The sequence below is a fragment of the Vibrio sp. 10N.247.311.49 genome (assembly GCF_041467655.1).
GTDB classification, from domain to species: Bacteria; Pseudomonadota; Gammaproteobacteria; order Enterobacterales; family Vibrionaceae; genus Vibrio; species Vibrio crassostreae_C.
Map to the genome: position 1 here is coordinate 35079 of NZ_JBFSVA010000009.1, position 16881 is coordinate 51959.

The window sequence follows — 16881 nt, forward strand, 5'->3', positions numbered from 1 at the left end:
TCGTATAGCTAGCCTTATCGCTAAGGCAAGTTATCAGCAGTAGCCGTAGCTCATTAGACGCTGGTAACGACGCTCAAGCAGCGTTTCGTTATCAAACTGCTCTAGCTCTTCTAGCTGTTTAACTAACATGTCTTTCATGTTTTGAGCGGTTTGTGCAGGGTCGCGGTGCGCGCCACCTAGAGGCTCAGGAATGATTTCGTCGATAAGCTCAAGCTCTTTAAGACGAGGAGCAATCAGGCCCATCGCTTCAGCTGCTTGTGGTGCTTTATCTGAATCGCGCCATAAGATTGAAGCACAACCTTCTGGAGAGATTACTGAGTACGTAGAGTACTGAAGCATGTTCACGTAGTCACCAACACCAATCGCTAGTGCACCACCAGAACCGCCTTCACCCACAACGTTACAGATAACAGGAACTGAAAGGCCAGCCATCACTTTTAGGTTTTTAGCGATAGCTTCAGATTGACCACGCTCTTCAGCACCAACACCTGGGTATGCGCCCGCTGTGTCGATGAAAGTAATAATAGGCATGTTGAAACGCTCAGCAGTTTCCATTAGACGTAGCGCCTTACGGTAACCTTCTGGCTTTGGCATACCAAAGTTACGGATCACTTTCTCTTTAGTCTCACGACCTTTCTGGTGACCAATAACCATAACAGGACGGCCATTTAGACGAGCCATACCACCCACAATAGCTTTGTCGTCAGCGTAAGCGCGATCGCCCGCCATCTCTTCAAACTCTGTGAATGCATGCTCCAGGTAATCTTTGGTGTAAGGACGTTGAGGGTGACGAGCAAGTTGAGCTACCTGCCATGCACCTAAGTCACTAAAGATTTTCTGTTTAAGCTCTAAGCTTTTTTTCTCTAGTTGTTCGATTTCTTTGTCTAGATCTACCGCTGTGTCACCACCGTGACGCGAAACGTCACGTAGCGCTTCGATTTTTGCTTCAAGTTCAGCGATAGGCTTTTCAAATTCTAGAAAGTTCAGGCTCATCTATGAATCCTTGTTGATTCAGCTCCGCATTCGCGAAGCTAAATTTTAGTTAAATTCGAGTTCTACTTGGCTATTTCCAAGCAGCTGTTTTAATTCGTCTAGTAATGTATCACTTGGCGTCACGCGCCATTCTGTGCCCAATGTTAACCGCGCTCTAGCGTCGGCACGCTGGTAGTATACATTGACTGGGACCGTTCCGGCTCTATAAGGTTCTAAGATTTGACTAAAGCGTTCAAAAAATTGACCGTTAATTTGGGATTGGTCGATAGATATCGACACCCCACGAGCATATTTCTCACGGGCGCTTCCTAAGTCCATGACCTCGCGCGCGGACATTTTAAGCCCGCCATTGAAATCATCAAAGCTGACCTGTCCGGAAACGACCACAATTTTGTCTTTTTCGAGCAATTCTGCGTAGCGATCGAGCGCATCCGAGAACAACATCACTTCCATTCGGCCCGAACGGTCATCAAGTGTCATCAAACCAATTCGCGTGCCGCGCTTCGTCGTCATCACTCTCGCAGCAATCACCAAGCCTGCAATTGTTAGTGATTGGTCACGACGCGTTGGCGTGGCATCTTTCAAACGACAGCTGGTGTATTTCGCTAACTCTTTGATGTAAGCGTTAACCGGGTGACCCGTTAAATACAAACCAAGCGTTTCACGTTCACCTTCAAGCCAAACCTTCTCAGGCCATTTAGGCACTTGGGTATACTTGTGTTCAACCTCTTCCGGAGCGTCGGTCAACACGCCAAACATATCAGATTGACCAAAAGACTCAGCATGGTGATGTTGACTCGCTGCCTTCACCGCATCTTTCAAAGATGCCATCATCGCCGCTCGGTGAGGACCTAATCTATCTAAGGCTCCGGATAGAATCAACTTTTCGATAACACGTTTATTAACCTTCTTCAGATCAAGACGTGCACAGAAGTCGAATAAGTCTTTAAAGTAACCACCTTTATTTCGCGCTTCAATAATCGCTTCAATAGGGCCTTCACCGACCCCTTTGATCGCACCGATGCCATAAACAATCGCGCCATCTTCATCCACGTTAAAGCGGTACAGACCCGAGTTGATATCTGGTGGTAAAAGCTTGAGCTTCATACGGAAACATTCATCAACAAGGCCAATAACCTTCTCGGTGTTATCCATATCTGCCGTCATTACCGCAGCCATAAATTCCGCTGGGTAGTGCGTTTTCAGCCATAGCGTTTGATAAGAAACCAGTGCATATGCTGCGGAGTGAGATTTGTTAAAGCCGTAGCCCGCAAATTTCTCTACCAAGTCAAAGATCTTCATGGCCAGCTCGCCATCAACACCATTGGCTTCAGCACCCTCTTTAAAGGTACCACGTTGCTTTGCCATCTCTTCTGGCTTTTTCTTACCCATCGCACGACGCAACATATCCGCTCCACCAAGCGTATAGCCAGCAAGGATCTGTGCGATTTGCATTACCTGCTCTTGATACAGGATGATGCCGTACGTAGGTTCTAGCGTCTCTTTCAGCGATTCGTGTTGCCACGTTTCATCAGGGTAAGAAACCGCTTCACGGCCGTGTTTACGGTCGATAAAGTTATCTACCATGCCTGATTGCAGAGGACCCGGACGGAACAGGGCTACCAATGCGATAATATCTTCAAAACAGTCGGGCTGTAGACGTTTGATAAGGTCTTTCATACCACGCGATTCCAGCTGGAATACCGCGGTGGTTTCAGAATTTTGTAATAGGTTAAATGACGCTTGGTCATCAAGAGGAATCGACTCGATACGAACCGGTTCTTTCCCCTCTTTCTTCAAACGTGGATTCACTAGGCCTAACGCCCAGTCGATGATGGTCAGGGTACGCAGCCCCAAGAAGTCGAACTTAACCAAGCCAGCCGTTTCAACGTCATTCTTATCGAACTGCGTTACTGGGAAGTTACCTTCTGCGTCGGCATAGATTGGCGCAAAATCGGTGATCGTGGTGGGTGAGATAACAACACCACCTGCGTGCTTACCGGCATTTCGCGTACAACCTTCAAGGATGCGACACTTATCAATCAGCTCACGAACTTCTTCATCGCCATCGTAAAGCTCTGGCAATGCAGGTTCAGCAAGGAATGCTTTCTCTAGCGTCATACCCGGGTCTGGCGGTACAAGCTTTGAAATTCGATCGACGAAACCAAACGGGTGGCCCAATACACGGCCTACATCGCGGATTACCGCTTTTGCCGCCATGGTACCAAAGGTGATGATCTGAGAAACGGCATCACGACCGTACATTTCAGCCACGTGATCAATAACTTGGTCACGCTTATCCATACAGAAGTCGATATCGAAATCGGGCATGGATACACGTTCTGGGTTCAAGAAACGTTCGAAAAGTAGATCGTATTCAAGTGGATCGAGATCGGTGATATCCAAGGCGTAAGCGACTAGAGAGCCGGCACCAGAACCACGGCCAGGACCTACTGGCACATCGTTGTCTTTTGACCACTGGATGAACTCCATTACGATCAAGAAGTAACCTGGGAAACCCATGTTGTTAACAACTTCGAGCTCAATCTTGAGTCGCTCATCGTATTCCGGTCTGCGCTCAGCACGCACTTTTTCATCTGGGAATAGGAACGCTAGACGTCGCTCAAGGCCTTCTTCAGATTTCTTGATCAAGAAGTCTTCAATCGCCAAACCTTCCGTTGGGAAGTTAGGCAGGAAGTACTCGCCCAGACGAACCGTTACATTACAACGCTTAGCAATCTCAACACTGTTCTCAAGTGCTTCAGGAATGTCTGAGAACAGCTCACACATCTCTTCTTCACTACGTAGATATTGCTGCGCGCTGTAGTTCTTAGGGCGACGAGGATCGACCATAGTGAAACCATCATGGATCGCCACGCGGATTTCGTGAGCATCAAACAGGTCTTCAGTTAGAAAAACCACTTCGTTGGTTGCGACAACAGGCAGGTCTTCCTGTTCAGCAAGCTCTAACGCAAAGTGTAAGTATGACTCTTCATCTGGTCGTCCGGTACGAATCAGTTCCAAGTAAAAACGATCGGCGAAGTACGTTTTGTAAAACTCGACGCTGCTTGCAACCAAGTCACGGTTACCTTTCAGCAACGCCTTACCAATCTCACCTTCTTTGGCGCCCGATAGAATGATCAGGCCTTCTGCATTCTCAATTAGCCACTCTTTATCAATAACAGGCTGATGTTGAACATGACCACGAAGGTAAGCTTTTGAGATGAGTAACGTTAGGTTGTTATAACCTTTATTGTTCGTTGCGATAACGGTGAGCTTGGTCAACTCGTCACCGAATTCTGGAGACTGCATCAAGAAGTCAGCACCAATAATAGGTTTAACCCCACACCCATGGGCAGTACCGTAAAACTTCACTAAACCACACAGGTTGGTAAAGTCGGTCAATGCTAGAGCAGGCATACCCATTTCAGCGACTTTTTTAACTAATGGTGGCACCTTGGATAGGCCATCCACCATCGAAAAGTCACTGTGTACGCGTAGGTGAACAAATTTTGGATCTGACATTATTTTTCCTGAGTTCTAGGTTTGAGCCTAGGATTACAACTGTGTGTATTCTATTTTTTTCTAATACAAGTTAGCAACTTTATTCGATGCTAAGCTCTAGTTAACGTAAAGCTCTAATCTATACCAAGAATACGTTTTACTGGCTTAAAGCTCTTGCGGTAATGCTCGGTTACACCATGTTTTTCAATCGCTTCGAAATGCGCTTTGGTCGGGTAACCTTTATGCTTAGCAAAACCAAACTCTGGATGAAGTTTATCAAGATCTTCCATCTCTTGGTCACGAACGACTTTTGCGATAATAGACGCCGCACTGATTTCAGCCACTCGCAAGTCCCCCTTCACAATCGCAAGACCATCCATCGGCAGTTCTGGGACTCGGTTTCCATCTATCAACGCCATATCAGGTTGAACGCTCAACCCCGCGATAGCTCGCTGCATAGCAACCATCGTCGCTTGCAGAATATTCAACTCATCAATTTCTTGTGGAGAACAACGACCGACAGACCACGCCAAAGCTTTCTCTTTGATTTCAGGAAGTAACGCAAGACGCTTTTTCTCAGACAATTTCTTTGAGTCGTTCAAGCCTTCGATTGGGTTGTTTGGATCAAGGATAACCGCAGCGGTCACCACGTCGCCAACCAAAGGGCCACGCCCTACTTCATCCACGCCAGCAAACAGCTGGTAACCTTGCGGGTATTCAAATGGAGGAAGCTCTTTTTTTTCTTTTACTGCCATAACTAATCTCTTAATGTTCTGTAAATAAGCGCTTTATGCTTCAACAAAAGGTCGGTCAATCAATTTCAATACTGCGTTAGCGGCTTGTTTGTCTGCGTCTTTGCGGATCCAGTGATGCATCTCGGTAAAGCGTTTGATCAAGGCACTGTTATCGGCTGATAGCATTTTATCGACAGACGGGAACAAAAAGTCTGGGTGGCACTCTTCAAGAATATGCTCTTTCACGATCTCTTCACCAGCCAAAATATTCGGCAGTGACACAAACTCAGTGATCGCCAACTTCTTAACAATGTAACCCGTCAGCTTATTTACTTTGTAACCAACCACCATAGGGCGTTTAAGCAACATACATTCAAGAGCCACGGTACCTGAAGCCAAGAGCACAGAATCAGCGGCGGTAATCACGTTGGTTGCCGTATCTTCGACTAACGTGAATTCAAGCTCAGGTGCGGTCGATTGCCAGATTTCAGTAAACTGCTTTTTACGCTGCTCGTTAACGAGCGCAACAACAAAATTGATATCCGGATACTTCTGCTTGATACGTTGGCAAGTTTCGATAAATGGCTGAGCAATCAAACCCATCTCACCACCACGACTACCCGGTAATACGGCTAACCACTGCTTGTCTTGATCAAGACCTAACAGCTCTCGAGCATCTTGTTTACTAGGCTCTAAAGGAATCGCGTCTGCCAACGTGTGACCAACAAACTCACAGGCAACGTTATATTTATCGTAGAACGCTTTTTCGAACGGCAAGAAAGCCAAGACTAAGTCGGTTGCTTTGTCGATTTTAAAGATACGCTTTGGACGCCAAGCCCACACTGAAGGGCTCACGTAATGCACCGTTTTGATACCAGCGTTCTTAAGGTCTAACTCAAGCCTTAGGTTGAAATCGGGCGCGTCGATACCGACAAAGACATCGGGTGGATTTTGAGTGAAATACTTAACCAGCTCTGCTTTTACTTTTAACAAGCGAGGTAAACGGCCAAGCACTTCAACTAAGCCCATAACGGCCAGCTCTTCCATCTCGAAAAGAGACTCACAACCTAGGGCTTTCATTTTCGGCCCGCCAATGCCAACGAACTCTGCATTCGGGTATTGTGATTTGATCGCTTTGATAAAGCCTTCACCAAGCGTATCGCCAGACAGTTCGCCGACAACAATGCCTACGCGCAATGGTTCATTCGAAACGAAGTCCGAGCTATTGGTTGCTGCTTCTTGCTGTGCCATAGTTTTTCAATTCCCTTGTTGCCTAAAACAAAAAAGACCGCCTAACGAGTAGCGATCTTTTTGTTATACCATTCTGATGAAGTAGTTATTGCCATACTCACATTGATTGGTACATAACCATATCGAGTATTAACGAATAATACCGCGCTCAGAGTTCTCTAGCATTTCAAGCATAGGCGCTACCGAAGTAAACTCTTTTGCCATTTCAACTAAAGCCACTTTCGCTTCTTCAAGTGTTTTACCTGAACGGTATAACTCTTTGTACGCCTTCTGTAGTGCACGAATTTCAGGTTTTTCAAATCCGTTACGCTTCAAACCTACTAGATTAAGACCGAATGGAGCCGCGTGGTTACCCTGTGCAAGCACGTACGGCAGTACATCTTGAACAACTGCAGAACAACCACCAATGTATGCGTAAGCACCAATTGAGCAGAATGGGTGAATCGCAGAAAGTGCCATAACACCAGCGTAGTCGCCAACCGTTACATGACCGCCAAGAATAGCGTTGTTACCAATGTGAGTGTGGTTACCAACAATAACATCGTGCGCTACGTGAGCATTAACACAAAGTAAGTTGTCATCACCAATCACTGTGGTTGCTTTGTCTTGAACCGTACCACGATGGATTTGAACCGCTTCACGAATTACGTTGCGATCACCGATTACAACTGTTGTGTCTTCGCCGCCGTATTTCTTATCTTGGTTTTCTTCACCGATAACAGCGTGTGGGAAGATACGATTTTCTTTACCAATGGTTGTGTGACCTTTGATCACAACGTGCGACATCACTTCAGTGTCGTCACCAATTGTCACATTACCAGCAATGTAAGTGAAAGGCCCAACCGTCACGTTAGCACCGATAGTTACATCACCTTCGATTACTGCTGCCGGGTGAATTTTCGCTGTTTCATGAATCATATTAAAACTCTCTACGAGCACATTTAAGTTCAGCTGAACATACAACTACGCCGTCAACCTTAGCAACACCATTAAACGATGCGATGCCACGACGTTCTTTTAAGAATTCAACTTCGATAACCAGTTGGTCACCTGGTACTACTGGCTTACGGAATTTAGCTTTATCTACGCTAGCAAAGTAGTACAACTCGTTGCCAGAAGGCGCACCGAAAGATTTGAATGCTAGAAGGCCTGTTGCTTGTGCCATTGCTTCTAAGATCAACACGCCTGGGAATACAGGAAGTTGTGGGAAGTGGCCTGTGAACTGAGGTTCGTTAACAGAGACATTCTTAATCGCAGTCAGTGTTTTTTCTTTTTCAAAGCTAGTCACACGATCAACCATTAAGAATGGGTAGCGATGAGGTAATAGTTCCTGAATTTCAGTAATGTTCATCGTTGTCTGTTCAGTAGTCAAAGTCGTATTCCTATATATATTCTTTATTTAATTAGAAGGATTATAAACGAAAAAGACTCGCTGTACGCGAGCCTTTTATTAGAAATGCTGGAATTATGATTCCGCGCTCTTCTCGATAAGTTTTTCAACGGTTTTCAAACGCTTGTTCATTTCATCAATTCGATGAACACGCGTTGCTGTTTTACGCCAATCTTTATTTGGCTGTAAAGGAATACCCGAAGAGTACATGCCTTTCTCAGTGATGCTGCGCATTACCATCCCCATACCGGTGATTGTAACGCCGTCAACGATTTCAATGTGACCATTAATCACACAACCACCACCAATAATACAGTACTTACCTATCGTCGTGCTGCCTGCAATGATAGTACCACCAGCAAGAGCTGAACCATATCCGATGTGAACATTGTGAGCAATCTGGAGTTGGTTATCTAGGATAACGTTGTCTTCGATGATTGTGTCATCTAATGCGCCGCGGTCGATGGTAGTACACGCGCCAATTTCTACGCGGTTACCAATGCGAACAGAGCCGACTTGCGGGATCTTAACCCATTCGCCTTTCTCGTTCGCATAACCAAAGCCATCAGAGCCAATAACAGTACTTGATTGGATCAGACATCCTTCACCAATCACAACTTCATGGTAAACACTTACGTTAGCCCACAGCTTAGTGCCTGCGCCAATTTTTGCATTTTTACCAATAAAGCAACCAGCACCGATGATCACATCATCACTAAGTAATACACCAGACTCAATCACAGCGTTCGCGCCAATAGACACATTTTGTCCAATGGTTGCTTCGCTAGAGATTGAAGCAGAATCAGCAATAGCCGCTGCGGGAGCAGGAGTAGTATCAAGCGCTTGAGCAACTTTAGCAAAAGCAACATAAGGGTCATTAACCACAATCACGTTAGTCTTGCACAGTTGACGCTCACTCTCTTTAACCATAATAGCGGACGCTTTACAGTCACCTAGGTGCTTGCTGTACTTCACGTTAGAAAGGAACGTAATGTTACCTTCTTGCGCTTTATCCATCGGAGCGACTGCTGAAACGGTAATTGTACCATCTCCGTGTAGCTCTCCCCCGGTAATCGTTGCCAATTCGGCTAAAGTCAGATTCTTCATAAAACTTATTTCAGTGCTTTAATTACTTTCTCAGAGATGTTGTATTCAGGCTTACCGTATTGTAGAGCTTGAATATCAACGATCATGTCGTAGCCTTCTTTCTCTGCAACTTTCGTTACAGCATCTTGAATCACTTTGAATAGCTTCTGCTTCTCTTGTGCTTCACGACGTTGGCTTGCTTTTTCTAGTGCTTGAGCTTTGATTTTGTACTTGCTGTCTAGTTGGCCTACTTCGATACGTAGCTTCTCAACTTCGTCAGGACCTAGTAGCTCGCCATCACGCTTAAGCTTTTCAATCTTCGTTTTAGCTTCAGCTTGAATGCTCTGTAGCTCAGCTGCTTTGTCTTTGAACTCTTCCTGCATTTTTTGAAGAACAACTTCACGCTGAGGTAGAGCCTGGAATACTTGTGCAGTGTTTACATAACCCACTTTTTGCGCAGCTTCAGCAGCTGTTGCAAAGAAAGAAGAGCTAAGAACTACAAGGCCTAAACCTGCTGCTTTAATCATATTTTTCAAAATATTGTCCTTTAAATATTAGAAAGTTCTACCAATGGTGAATGTGAAGAATTCCTCATCATCACCTTCGTAAACTTTAATTGGTTTCGCTAGAGAGAAAACCAGTGGGCCCATCGGTGACATCCATTGAAGGGCTGCACCATAAGATGAACGGTAATTTGTTGGATCAGAGTAATCGTAGTAGTACTGGCCGCCACTGTTAGGTGCGCCACGGTCTACGAACTCGGTATCCCATACACTTGCCATATCGAAGAAGACACTGGTACGAATTTGGCTGCGCGCTTCATCAGAAGCAAACGGCGTTGGTACAATTAACTCTAAGCTTGCTAAGGCAACCGCGTTACCACCCACTGAATCATCAGTAGCGGTATCATAGGTTGGGTTATTACCTGTGCTGCTGCCGTAAACGGCTTTCGGGCCAGCTGAGTTAGAGCCAAAACCACGTAGGGTTGTAAAACCACCTGCGTAGTAGTTCTCGTAGAATGGGAACAAGTTATCGTTACCATCTGTTTGACCATAACCATTACCATAGCCTAATCGGCCGCGCATCAATAGTGTGAACTCATGCTTTTTGGTCAGCGGGATGTAATGTTTTACATCGTACTGCATTTTGAAGTACTGAGCATCAGAGCCTGGTACCGTCATTTTAGCGAAAGCACGTTGGTGGTTACCCTCAGTTGGGAAGAAACCACGGTTCAAATTGTTACGCGTCCATGAAATATTGATATCGAAGTCATCGGTTAAGATGTGCTCGTCACCGTATTGGTCGATACTTCTCGCGAACTGTTCAACTTGGATATAAGTCGGTACGTTACCGATCTTGTTGTGCGTATAGCCCACACCAAACTCGATACGGTTCAGCTCATCCATAGGGAAACCCCATGTTAGGCTGGTACCGTAACTTTGGTTGGTATAGTCGACGATGCCCGCTTCAGAGGCTTCAAATTCGTTGTAGAAGATCTTACCGCCTAAGCTCACACCATCAAGGTTCCAGTATGGGTCACGGTAGTCTAAGCTCACGTTCTTTTGGTAATCATTCATCATGGCACTTACGCCAACACGGTTACCTGAACCTGCAAAGTTATCTTGTTGCAAACCAACTTGGAAACTAACACCTGATTCAGTACCGTAGCCAACACCAAAGTTGATACTGCCTGAGTTCGCTTCCTTAACGTTGTAAACCAAATCAACTTGGTCTTCACTGCCAGGAACACGCACTGTTTGTACATCAACCGTTTCAAAGAAACCTAAACGGTTAAGACGGCTCTTACCGGTATCAATGGACTTAGAGTTAAGCCAGCTGCCTTCCATTTGACGCATTTCACGACGCAGTACTTCGTCTTTCGTTGAGTTGTTACCCGTGAATCGAATATCACGAACATAGATACGGCTGCCCGCTTCTACATTGATAACCAACGACACTTCTTTGGTCTCATCGTCAAATTCAGGAATCGTGCGAACTTGTGGGTACGCGTAGCCAGATTCACCAAGAATTCGTTTTACGTTCTCTTCCAAAGACGTTACCGAAGAACCGTTGTACGTATCGCCGTCTTCGAATGGCACTAACGCTTCGAAGTCAGCCTCACGACCGATTAATTCACCACGGAAAGAGACATCTTTAACGGTGTAGGCTTCGCCTTCATCGAGGCCAAGCGTGATGTAAACACCTTTTTTGTCTGGAGAGATCGCCACCTGCGTAGAGTCAACCTTAAACTTAAGGTAACCACGGTCAAGGTAGTAAGATTTCAGCGCTTCGATATCACCGGCTAATACTTGCTTTTGGTATTTTTCATCCGCAAGGAAATTCCACCATGCAACATCAACATTCAGATTGAAACGACTAAGCAGTTCAGAGTCAGAGAAGACTTCATTACCGATAAAGTTGATTTGCTGAATCTTAGCGGATACGCCCTCAGTAAACACAAACTTAAGGTCAGAACGGTTACGTGGCAGAGGTGTCACAACCGCTTTTACTGTCGCGTTGTACTTACCAACACTGTAGTAAAAATCTTCAAGGCCTTTTTCAATGTTACTCAGCGTAGTACGGTCAAGGGCTTCACCTTCACGAACACCAGACGCATCTAGGTTCTGCTGAAGCTGTTCTTCTTTAATCGCTTTATTACCAGAGAATGAGATGCTTGCGATGGTCGGTCGTTCTTGAACTTGAACAATCAATACACCTTCATCACGAAGTACTTTAACGTCCTCAAAGTTGCCCGAAGCATACAATGCACGAATGATCTCAGACACATCGCTTTCATCCACTTCATCGCCAATACGTACTGGCATTTTCAGTAGAGCTGCACCAAGTGCAACACGCTGTAAACCTTCGATCTTGATATCTTGAACTACAAAGTTTTGTGCTCCGTTCGCAGCCACACTAGTGGCCAATAGACTTGCGAACAGAATTTGCTTAATCGCCATACTTATTCTAATTATTCCTTGCTACTACCAATGCCTGTGAGAAACCATTCACAGACGAGTAAAATCGTTAAATATTGCCAGAGCCATCAATGAGAAGAGGATTGCCCCTCCCACTCTGTATCCCATTTCCTGAACTTTCTCAGGTACCGGTTTACGAGTAACGGCCTCAATAGCGAAAAACAGCAAATGTCCGCCATCAAGCATAGGCAGCGGAACCAAATTAATAATCCCTAAGTTAACACTAATCAGAGCCAAAAAGCCCAAGAAGTAAACCAGACCATAATCGGCGGTTGTACCTGCACCTTTAGCGATTGAAATAGGGCCACTCAAGTTGTTTAAGCCAACATCACCAACGATGAGCTTCTTAAGCATTGTCAGTGTCAATCCAATGATTTGACCTGTTTTATCAAATGCTTTTCCTACAGACTCAATTACACCAAATTGTAACTCAAAGCGATAATCTTCTGGCCATTCTGCGACTTCCGGAGCAATACCTGCATAGCCGATTGTCGAACCATCAGAAAGCTCTCGACTTTTTGGTGTCATAACCAATGACTGCTCGGCACCATTTCGCAATACGACCAAGTCCAATGATGTCATTGGATTAGCACGAATTAACTCAACAACCGACTGCCACTGTTCAATAGGTTGCCCGTTAATCTCAACAATTTTATCGCCAGCTTCAAGACCTGCATCGTATGCAGCGCCATCATCAATGATTTGAGCCAGTACGGTCGATATCTCTGGAGAATACGGTCTAAAGCCCAGCGTTGTCATTGCAGATTCAGTTTCTGGGTTGAACGACCAGTCTGAAATATCCAATGTCATTTGTTGCTCAAAGCCGATGTCGTCTTGAGAAGCAACCGTCACTGTCATGGATTGATCACCAATGTGCGATATCAACCCCATATTGACTGATTCCCAATCTGCGGTTTTGATTCCTGAAATAGATTTAAGTTCCATTCCAGTTTCAATTCCGGCTTGTGCAGCAATAGATTGTGGAGTGACTTCACCAATCACGGGCTTAACCGCGGGTACGCCAATCAAAAATACTAACCAATACGCGAACACCGCAAAGATAAAGTTGAATGCAGGGCCTGCACCCACAATCGCCGTTCGTTTCCAAAGCGGCTTCTTGTCGAAAGCGTATTGCTGTTGATCTTCAGAAAGATCGTCAACACGACCATCGAGCATCTTAACGTAGCCGCCCAGTGGAATCACTGACAAGCTGTATTCAGTACCATCACGGCCCACTTTACTCCAGATTGATTTACCAAAACCAATCGAGAATTTTTCAACTTTCACACCACAACGACGAGCGACCCAGAAGTGTCCAAACTCATGAACAGCAACCAGAATGCCAAGCGCTACGATAAAAGATGCGAAGTTCCACAGAATTCCACTCATGCTAGCTGCTCTTTAATAAATTGAATGGCTATTTGACGAGACATATTATCGAGCTCGAGAAGGCTTTCCAAGCTATCTAAACCCTCAGAGTTATGTTGTTCACATACTTTGCTCATAACGTGTTCGTTAATGACAGCAATATCGGTAAACTTCACCTGATTGTTCAAGAAAGCATCGACCGCGATCTCGTTTGCTGCATTAATGGCTGTTGTCGCATGCTGACCTAAGTAGCACGCTTCAATCGCTAACCTCAAACACGGGTAACGACTGAAATCTGGTTCTAAGAAGGTAAGCTCACCCACTTTAGTAAAGTCTAAAGGCTTAACACCCGCCTCGGTACGATTAGGGTAAGACATCGTCAAAGCGATTGGCGTTGCCATATCTGGTTCGCCCATTTGAGCAAGCACAGAGCCATCCTTGTACTGAACCATCGAGTGAATCACAGACTGCGGGTGAATGATGACCTTTAACTGCTCCTGAGAAGCATTAAATAGCCATTTCGCTTCAATGTACTCTAGCCCTTTATTCATCATAGTCGCAGAATCGACAGAGATCTTAGGCCCCATAGACCAGTTAGGGTGTGCAATTGCGCGTTCAGGAGTCACTGATTCGAGTTCAGCCACATCGGTATAACGGAAAGGACCACCAGAACCAGTCAGAAGAATATGGTTAATGCCGTTTTCTTCAAGGTTACAGCGGCCTAGGTTAGTTTGTACGTTCTGCGGAAGGCATTGGAAAATAGCATTATGCTCGCTATCGACAGGAAGCAGCTCTGCACCGTATTTTTCCACGGCGTCGATAAACAACTGCCCAGACATCACCAAAGCTTCTTTGTTTGCAAGCAAGATACGCTTGCCCGCTTTAACCGCAGACATAGTAGGAAGTAAACCAGCGGCACCAACAATCGCGGCCATTACCGTGTCCACTTCCTCTAGAGAAGCAACCTGACACATGCCTTCAGTGCCTGAAAGTACTTTTACGTTAGGGTAACTCACGGACAACACTTCAGTCAGTTGAGACGCTGCATCAGAGCAAGCCATAGCAACATAGCTTGGTTGCCACTTTTCAACTAACGCCAGCATCTTTTCAACATTCGAGCCTGCAGCCAGTGCAACCACTGAATAGAGATCTGGGTTTTGCTCAACGACTTTTAGTGTACTTGCACCAATTGAGCCGGTAGCGCCAAGGATAGTTAGATTTCGCATCACATATGACCGTAGAAATGTAATAAAGGGCAGAATCACTGCCCTTTTTTATTAGAATGCTAAATAAAGCAGAGCAAAGACAGGGAATGCAGCCGTTAAGCTATCTATTCTATCTAGTATACCACCATGACCAGGAATCAGATTACTGCTGTCTTTCACCCCAGAAACACGCTTAAACATGCTTTCAACAAGGTCACCTAGAACAGAAATAACAACGGTCACAAGGGTAATAACAATCATGTGAAGTGGGCTTGTGAATTGGATGTCAAACAAGTCAGCAAAGATCCAAGCCACGATCACCGCAGTAATAATGCCACCGATAAGACCTTCAATCGTCTTATTAGGGCTTACCGCTGGTGCCATTTTACGCTTACCAAAACTCTTTCCTGAAAAGTATGCGCCGCTATCTGCAGCCCAAACAAGCAAGCAAACAAACATCACCAGTTTAGCACCGTGGTAAGGATCAGCATCGATACCGTTAGCACGCAGGATAACCACACTCCAGAAGAATGGCAGCAGAGTCAGCACACCAAAGGCGTGACGAAGAAGAGAAGAGTCTTTCCATGCAGGCATAGACTTAGGATAAGTCACCGCCATGCCACTCGCGATTACCCACCAAATCGAGCCAATCGTTAGAATGGCGTAGTGAGCAGTAGACAAGTTATTAAGGCTAAATGCATCAAAAGGGATAAAAGCAAAACTTGCAGCACTTACCACAACCGTTGGAATCAACGCTACATAACGTGATTTGCTTTCAACAAACTGAGTCCACTCCCAAAAACCCAATAGCGAGATTACCGCTAGTGAAAGAATAAATGTAGGAAGTGATAACTCGAAAATACCTAGAATAACTAGGGGAGCTAAAATCAACGCCGTAATAATTCGTTGTTTCAAACCAAAAAATCCTTATTAACTGTCCATCAGAGCTTTAATTTGCTCACCGGTGCATCCAAAACGACGCTCACGGTTAACAAACCAAGTCACAGCTTCTACTAAGCTGTCTTCATTAAAGTCTGGCCAGAATTGTTCAGTGAAATACATTTCGGCGTAAGCCAACTGCCAAAGCATAAAATTACTAATGCGGCATTCGCCACTGGTACGGATAAGTAGATCGACTTCAGGAATATCTGCCATTGTCAGGTGCTGTGTAATCATAGCTTCATCAATGTCATCTACATTAATATCACCAGACTTTACCTGTTGAGCAATAGAGGTCATTGCTTGCTGAATATCCCACTTACCGCCGTAGTTAGCTGCAATATTAATAACCATACCCGTATTGGTGCTAGTCAAAGCTTCCGCTTCTTCTATCTTCTTTTGTAGTCGATCATTGAAACGACTTTTATCACCAATAACACGAAGTTGTAGATTATTTTTATGAAGCTTTTTAACTTCACTCGACAGCACTGAAATAAACAGTTCCATCAAGATACCGACTTCTTCTTCAGGACGACGCCAGTTTTCGCTACTAAATGCAAAAAGAGTAACGGCTTTAATGCCAAGTCTGGCTGCAGAAGAGATAGTTTTACGAACGGCTTGAACACCGTTTTTATGGCCAAAGACGCGAGGCTTGCCCTGAGCTTTTGCCCAGCGACCATTACCATCCATAATGATAGCAATGTGTTTAGGAAGAGAGTCTGTGAACGCTTGAGAATTATGCATAAAAGAGTGAATCAAATTCTAATAGTCGAACAGAGTAGCATAAAAAAACGCTGCACCGTGAGTACAGCGTTTTTCCGGAAAGAAAAGAATATGGAAAATTAAACTTCCATCAACTCTTTTTCTTTAACAGCTAGAACTTCGTCTACGTTCTTAACCGCAGCGTCAGTTAGCTTTTGAATTTCGTCTTGTGCTTTACGATCTTCATCTTCAGAGATTTCTTTATCTTTAAGAAGTGCTTTTAGATCGCCATTCGCGTCACGACGGATGTTACGGATAGCAACACGGCCACCTTCAGCTTCGCCACGAACGATTTTAACTAGGTCTTTACGACGCTCTTCCGTTAGCGGTGGAAGTGGAACACGGATAACTGTACCCGCAGACATAGGGTTTAGGCCTAGGTCAGATGTCAGGATTGCTTTTTCAACTAGAGGAGTCAGTGTTTTATCAAACACTGTAATAGCTAGTGTACGTGCATCTTCAGCGATAACGTTAGCTACTTGAGTCAAAGGCGTTGGAGCACCGTAGTACTCAACAGTAAGACCAGAAAGTAGGCTCGGGTGCGCACGGCCTGTACGAATCTTTTGCAGGCTGTTTTTTAGTGCATCAACACTTTTTACCATGCGCTCTTGAGCGTCTTTTTTGATTTCGTTAATCACAATTTCACCTTGATTATGTTCTTTCTTCAAGAA

Annotated in this window: 14 protein-coding genes; all 14 read right to left on the bottom strand. The window is 45.0% G+C overall.

The genetic code is table 11. The features are described from left to right. Positions 1-33: 33 nt before the first annotated feature. The 14 genes from accA to frr all read right to left on the bottom strand — a co-directional run bounded on the left by accA (position 34) and on the right by frr (position 16848). Positions 34-993: an acetyl-CoA carboxylase carboxyl transferase subunit alpha gene (accA, locus tag AB6E54_RS10945; protein WP_017060731.1), complete on the bottom strand. Its 960-nt coding sequence runs from the start codon at positions 991-993 to the stop codon at positions 34-36. A gap of 45 nt (positions 994-1038) precedes the next feature. Continuing rightward, positions 1039-4518 (bottom strand): DNA polymerase III subunit alpha, encoded by a 3480-nt coding sequence (dnaE, locus tag AB6E54_RS10950; RefSeq protein ID WP_050649624.1) that lies wholly within the window; start codon positions 4516-4518, stop codon positions 1039-1041. Positions 4519-4631: 113 nt separating this feature from the next. Then, the gene (gene rnhB / locus AB6E54_RS10955) at positions 4632-5252 is read right to left on the bottom strand and encodes a ribonuclease HII (RefSeq protein WP_017063371.1); all 621 of its coding nucleotides are present in this window, start codon (positions 5250-5252) and stop codon (positions 4632-4634) included. Between the two features lie 33 nt (positions 5253-5285). Next, entirely contained in the window at positions 5286-6482 is a 1197-nt protein-coding gene (gene lpxB / locus AB6E54_RS10960; protein WP_017066406.1) for a lipid-A-disaccharide synthase, read from the bottom strand. A gap of 129 nt (positions 6483-6611) precedes the next feature. Further along, positions 6612-7400, bottom strand: a complete 789-nt coding sequence (gene lpxA, locus AB6E54_RS10965; RefSeq protein ID WP_017066405.1) for an acyl-ACP--UDP-N-acetylglucosamine O-acyltransferase — start codon at positions 7398-7400, stop codon at positions 6612-6614. Position 7401: 1 nt separating this feature from the next. Then, positions 7402-7854 carry a 3-hydroxyacyl-ACP dehydratase FabZ gene (fabZ, locus tag AB6E54_RS10970; protein WP_009847408.1) on the bottom strand — a complete coding sequence of 151 codons (453 nt, stop codon included), beginning with the start codon at positions 7852-7854 and terminating at the stop codon, positions 7402-7404. A 93-nt stretch (positions 7855-7947) separates the two neighbouring features. After that, entirely contained in the window at positions 7948-8979 is a 1032-nt protein-coding gene (lpxD, locus tag AB6E54_RS10975) for a UDP-3-O-(3-hydroxymyristoyl)glucosamine N-acyltransferase (RefSeq protein WP_372106399.1), read from the bottom strand. Positions 8980-8984: 5 nt separating this feature from the next. Further along, positions 8985-9485: an OmpH family outer membrane protein gene (locus AB6E54_RS10980; RefSeq protein ID WP_017056311.1), complete on the bottom strand. Its 501-nt coding sequence runs from the start codon at positions 9483-9485 to the stop codon at positions 8985-8987. 27 nt (positions 9486-9512) lie between these two features. Then, entirely contained in the window at positions 9513-11918 is a 2406-nt protein-coding gene (gene bamA / locus AB6E54_RS10985) for an outer membrane protein assembly factor BamA (protein ID WP_017069384.1), read from the bottom strand. Positions 11919-11966: 48 nt separating this feature from the next. Further along, positions 11967-13325, bottom strand: a complete 1359-nt coding sequence (gene rseP / locus AB6E54_RS10990; protein ID WP_017060736.1) for a sigma E protease regulator RseP — start codon at positions 13323-13325, stop codon at positions 11967-11969. Further along, positions 13322-14530 (bottom strand): 1-deoxy-D-xylulose-5-phosphate reductoisomerase, encoded by a 1209-nt coding sequence (ispC, locus tag AB6E54_RS10995; protein WP_017060737.1) that lies wholly within the window; start codon positions 14528-14530, stop codon positions 13322-13324. The genes rseP and ispC overlap by 4 nt, the downstream gene beginning before the upstream one ends. A 51-nt stretch (positions 14531-14581) precedes the next feature. Continuing rightward, positions 14582-15424 carry a phosphatidate cytidylyltransferase gene (locus AB6E54_RS11000; protein WP_017063365.1) on the bottom strand — a complete coding sequence of 281 codons (843 nt, stop codon included), beginning with the start codon at positions 15422-15424 and terminating at the stop codon, positions 14582-14584. Positions 15425-15439: 15 nt separating this feature from the next. Continuing rightward, the gene (locus tag AB6E54_RS11005) at positions 15440-16192 is read right to left on the bottom strand and encodes an isoprenyl transferase (protein WP_017063364.1); all 753 of its coding nucleotides are present in this window, start codon (positions 16190-16192) and stop codon (positions 15440-15442) included. Between the two features lie 98 nt (positions 16193-16290). Next, entirely contained in the window at positions 16291-16848 is a 558-nt protein-coding gene (gene frr, locus AB6E54_RS11010) for a ribosome recycling factor (protein WP_017060741.1), read from the bottom strand. Positions 16849-16881 lie beyond the last annotated feature (33 nt).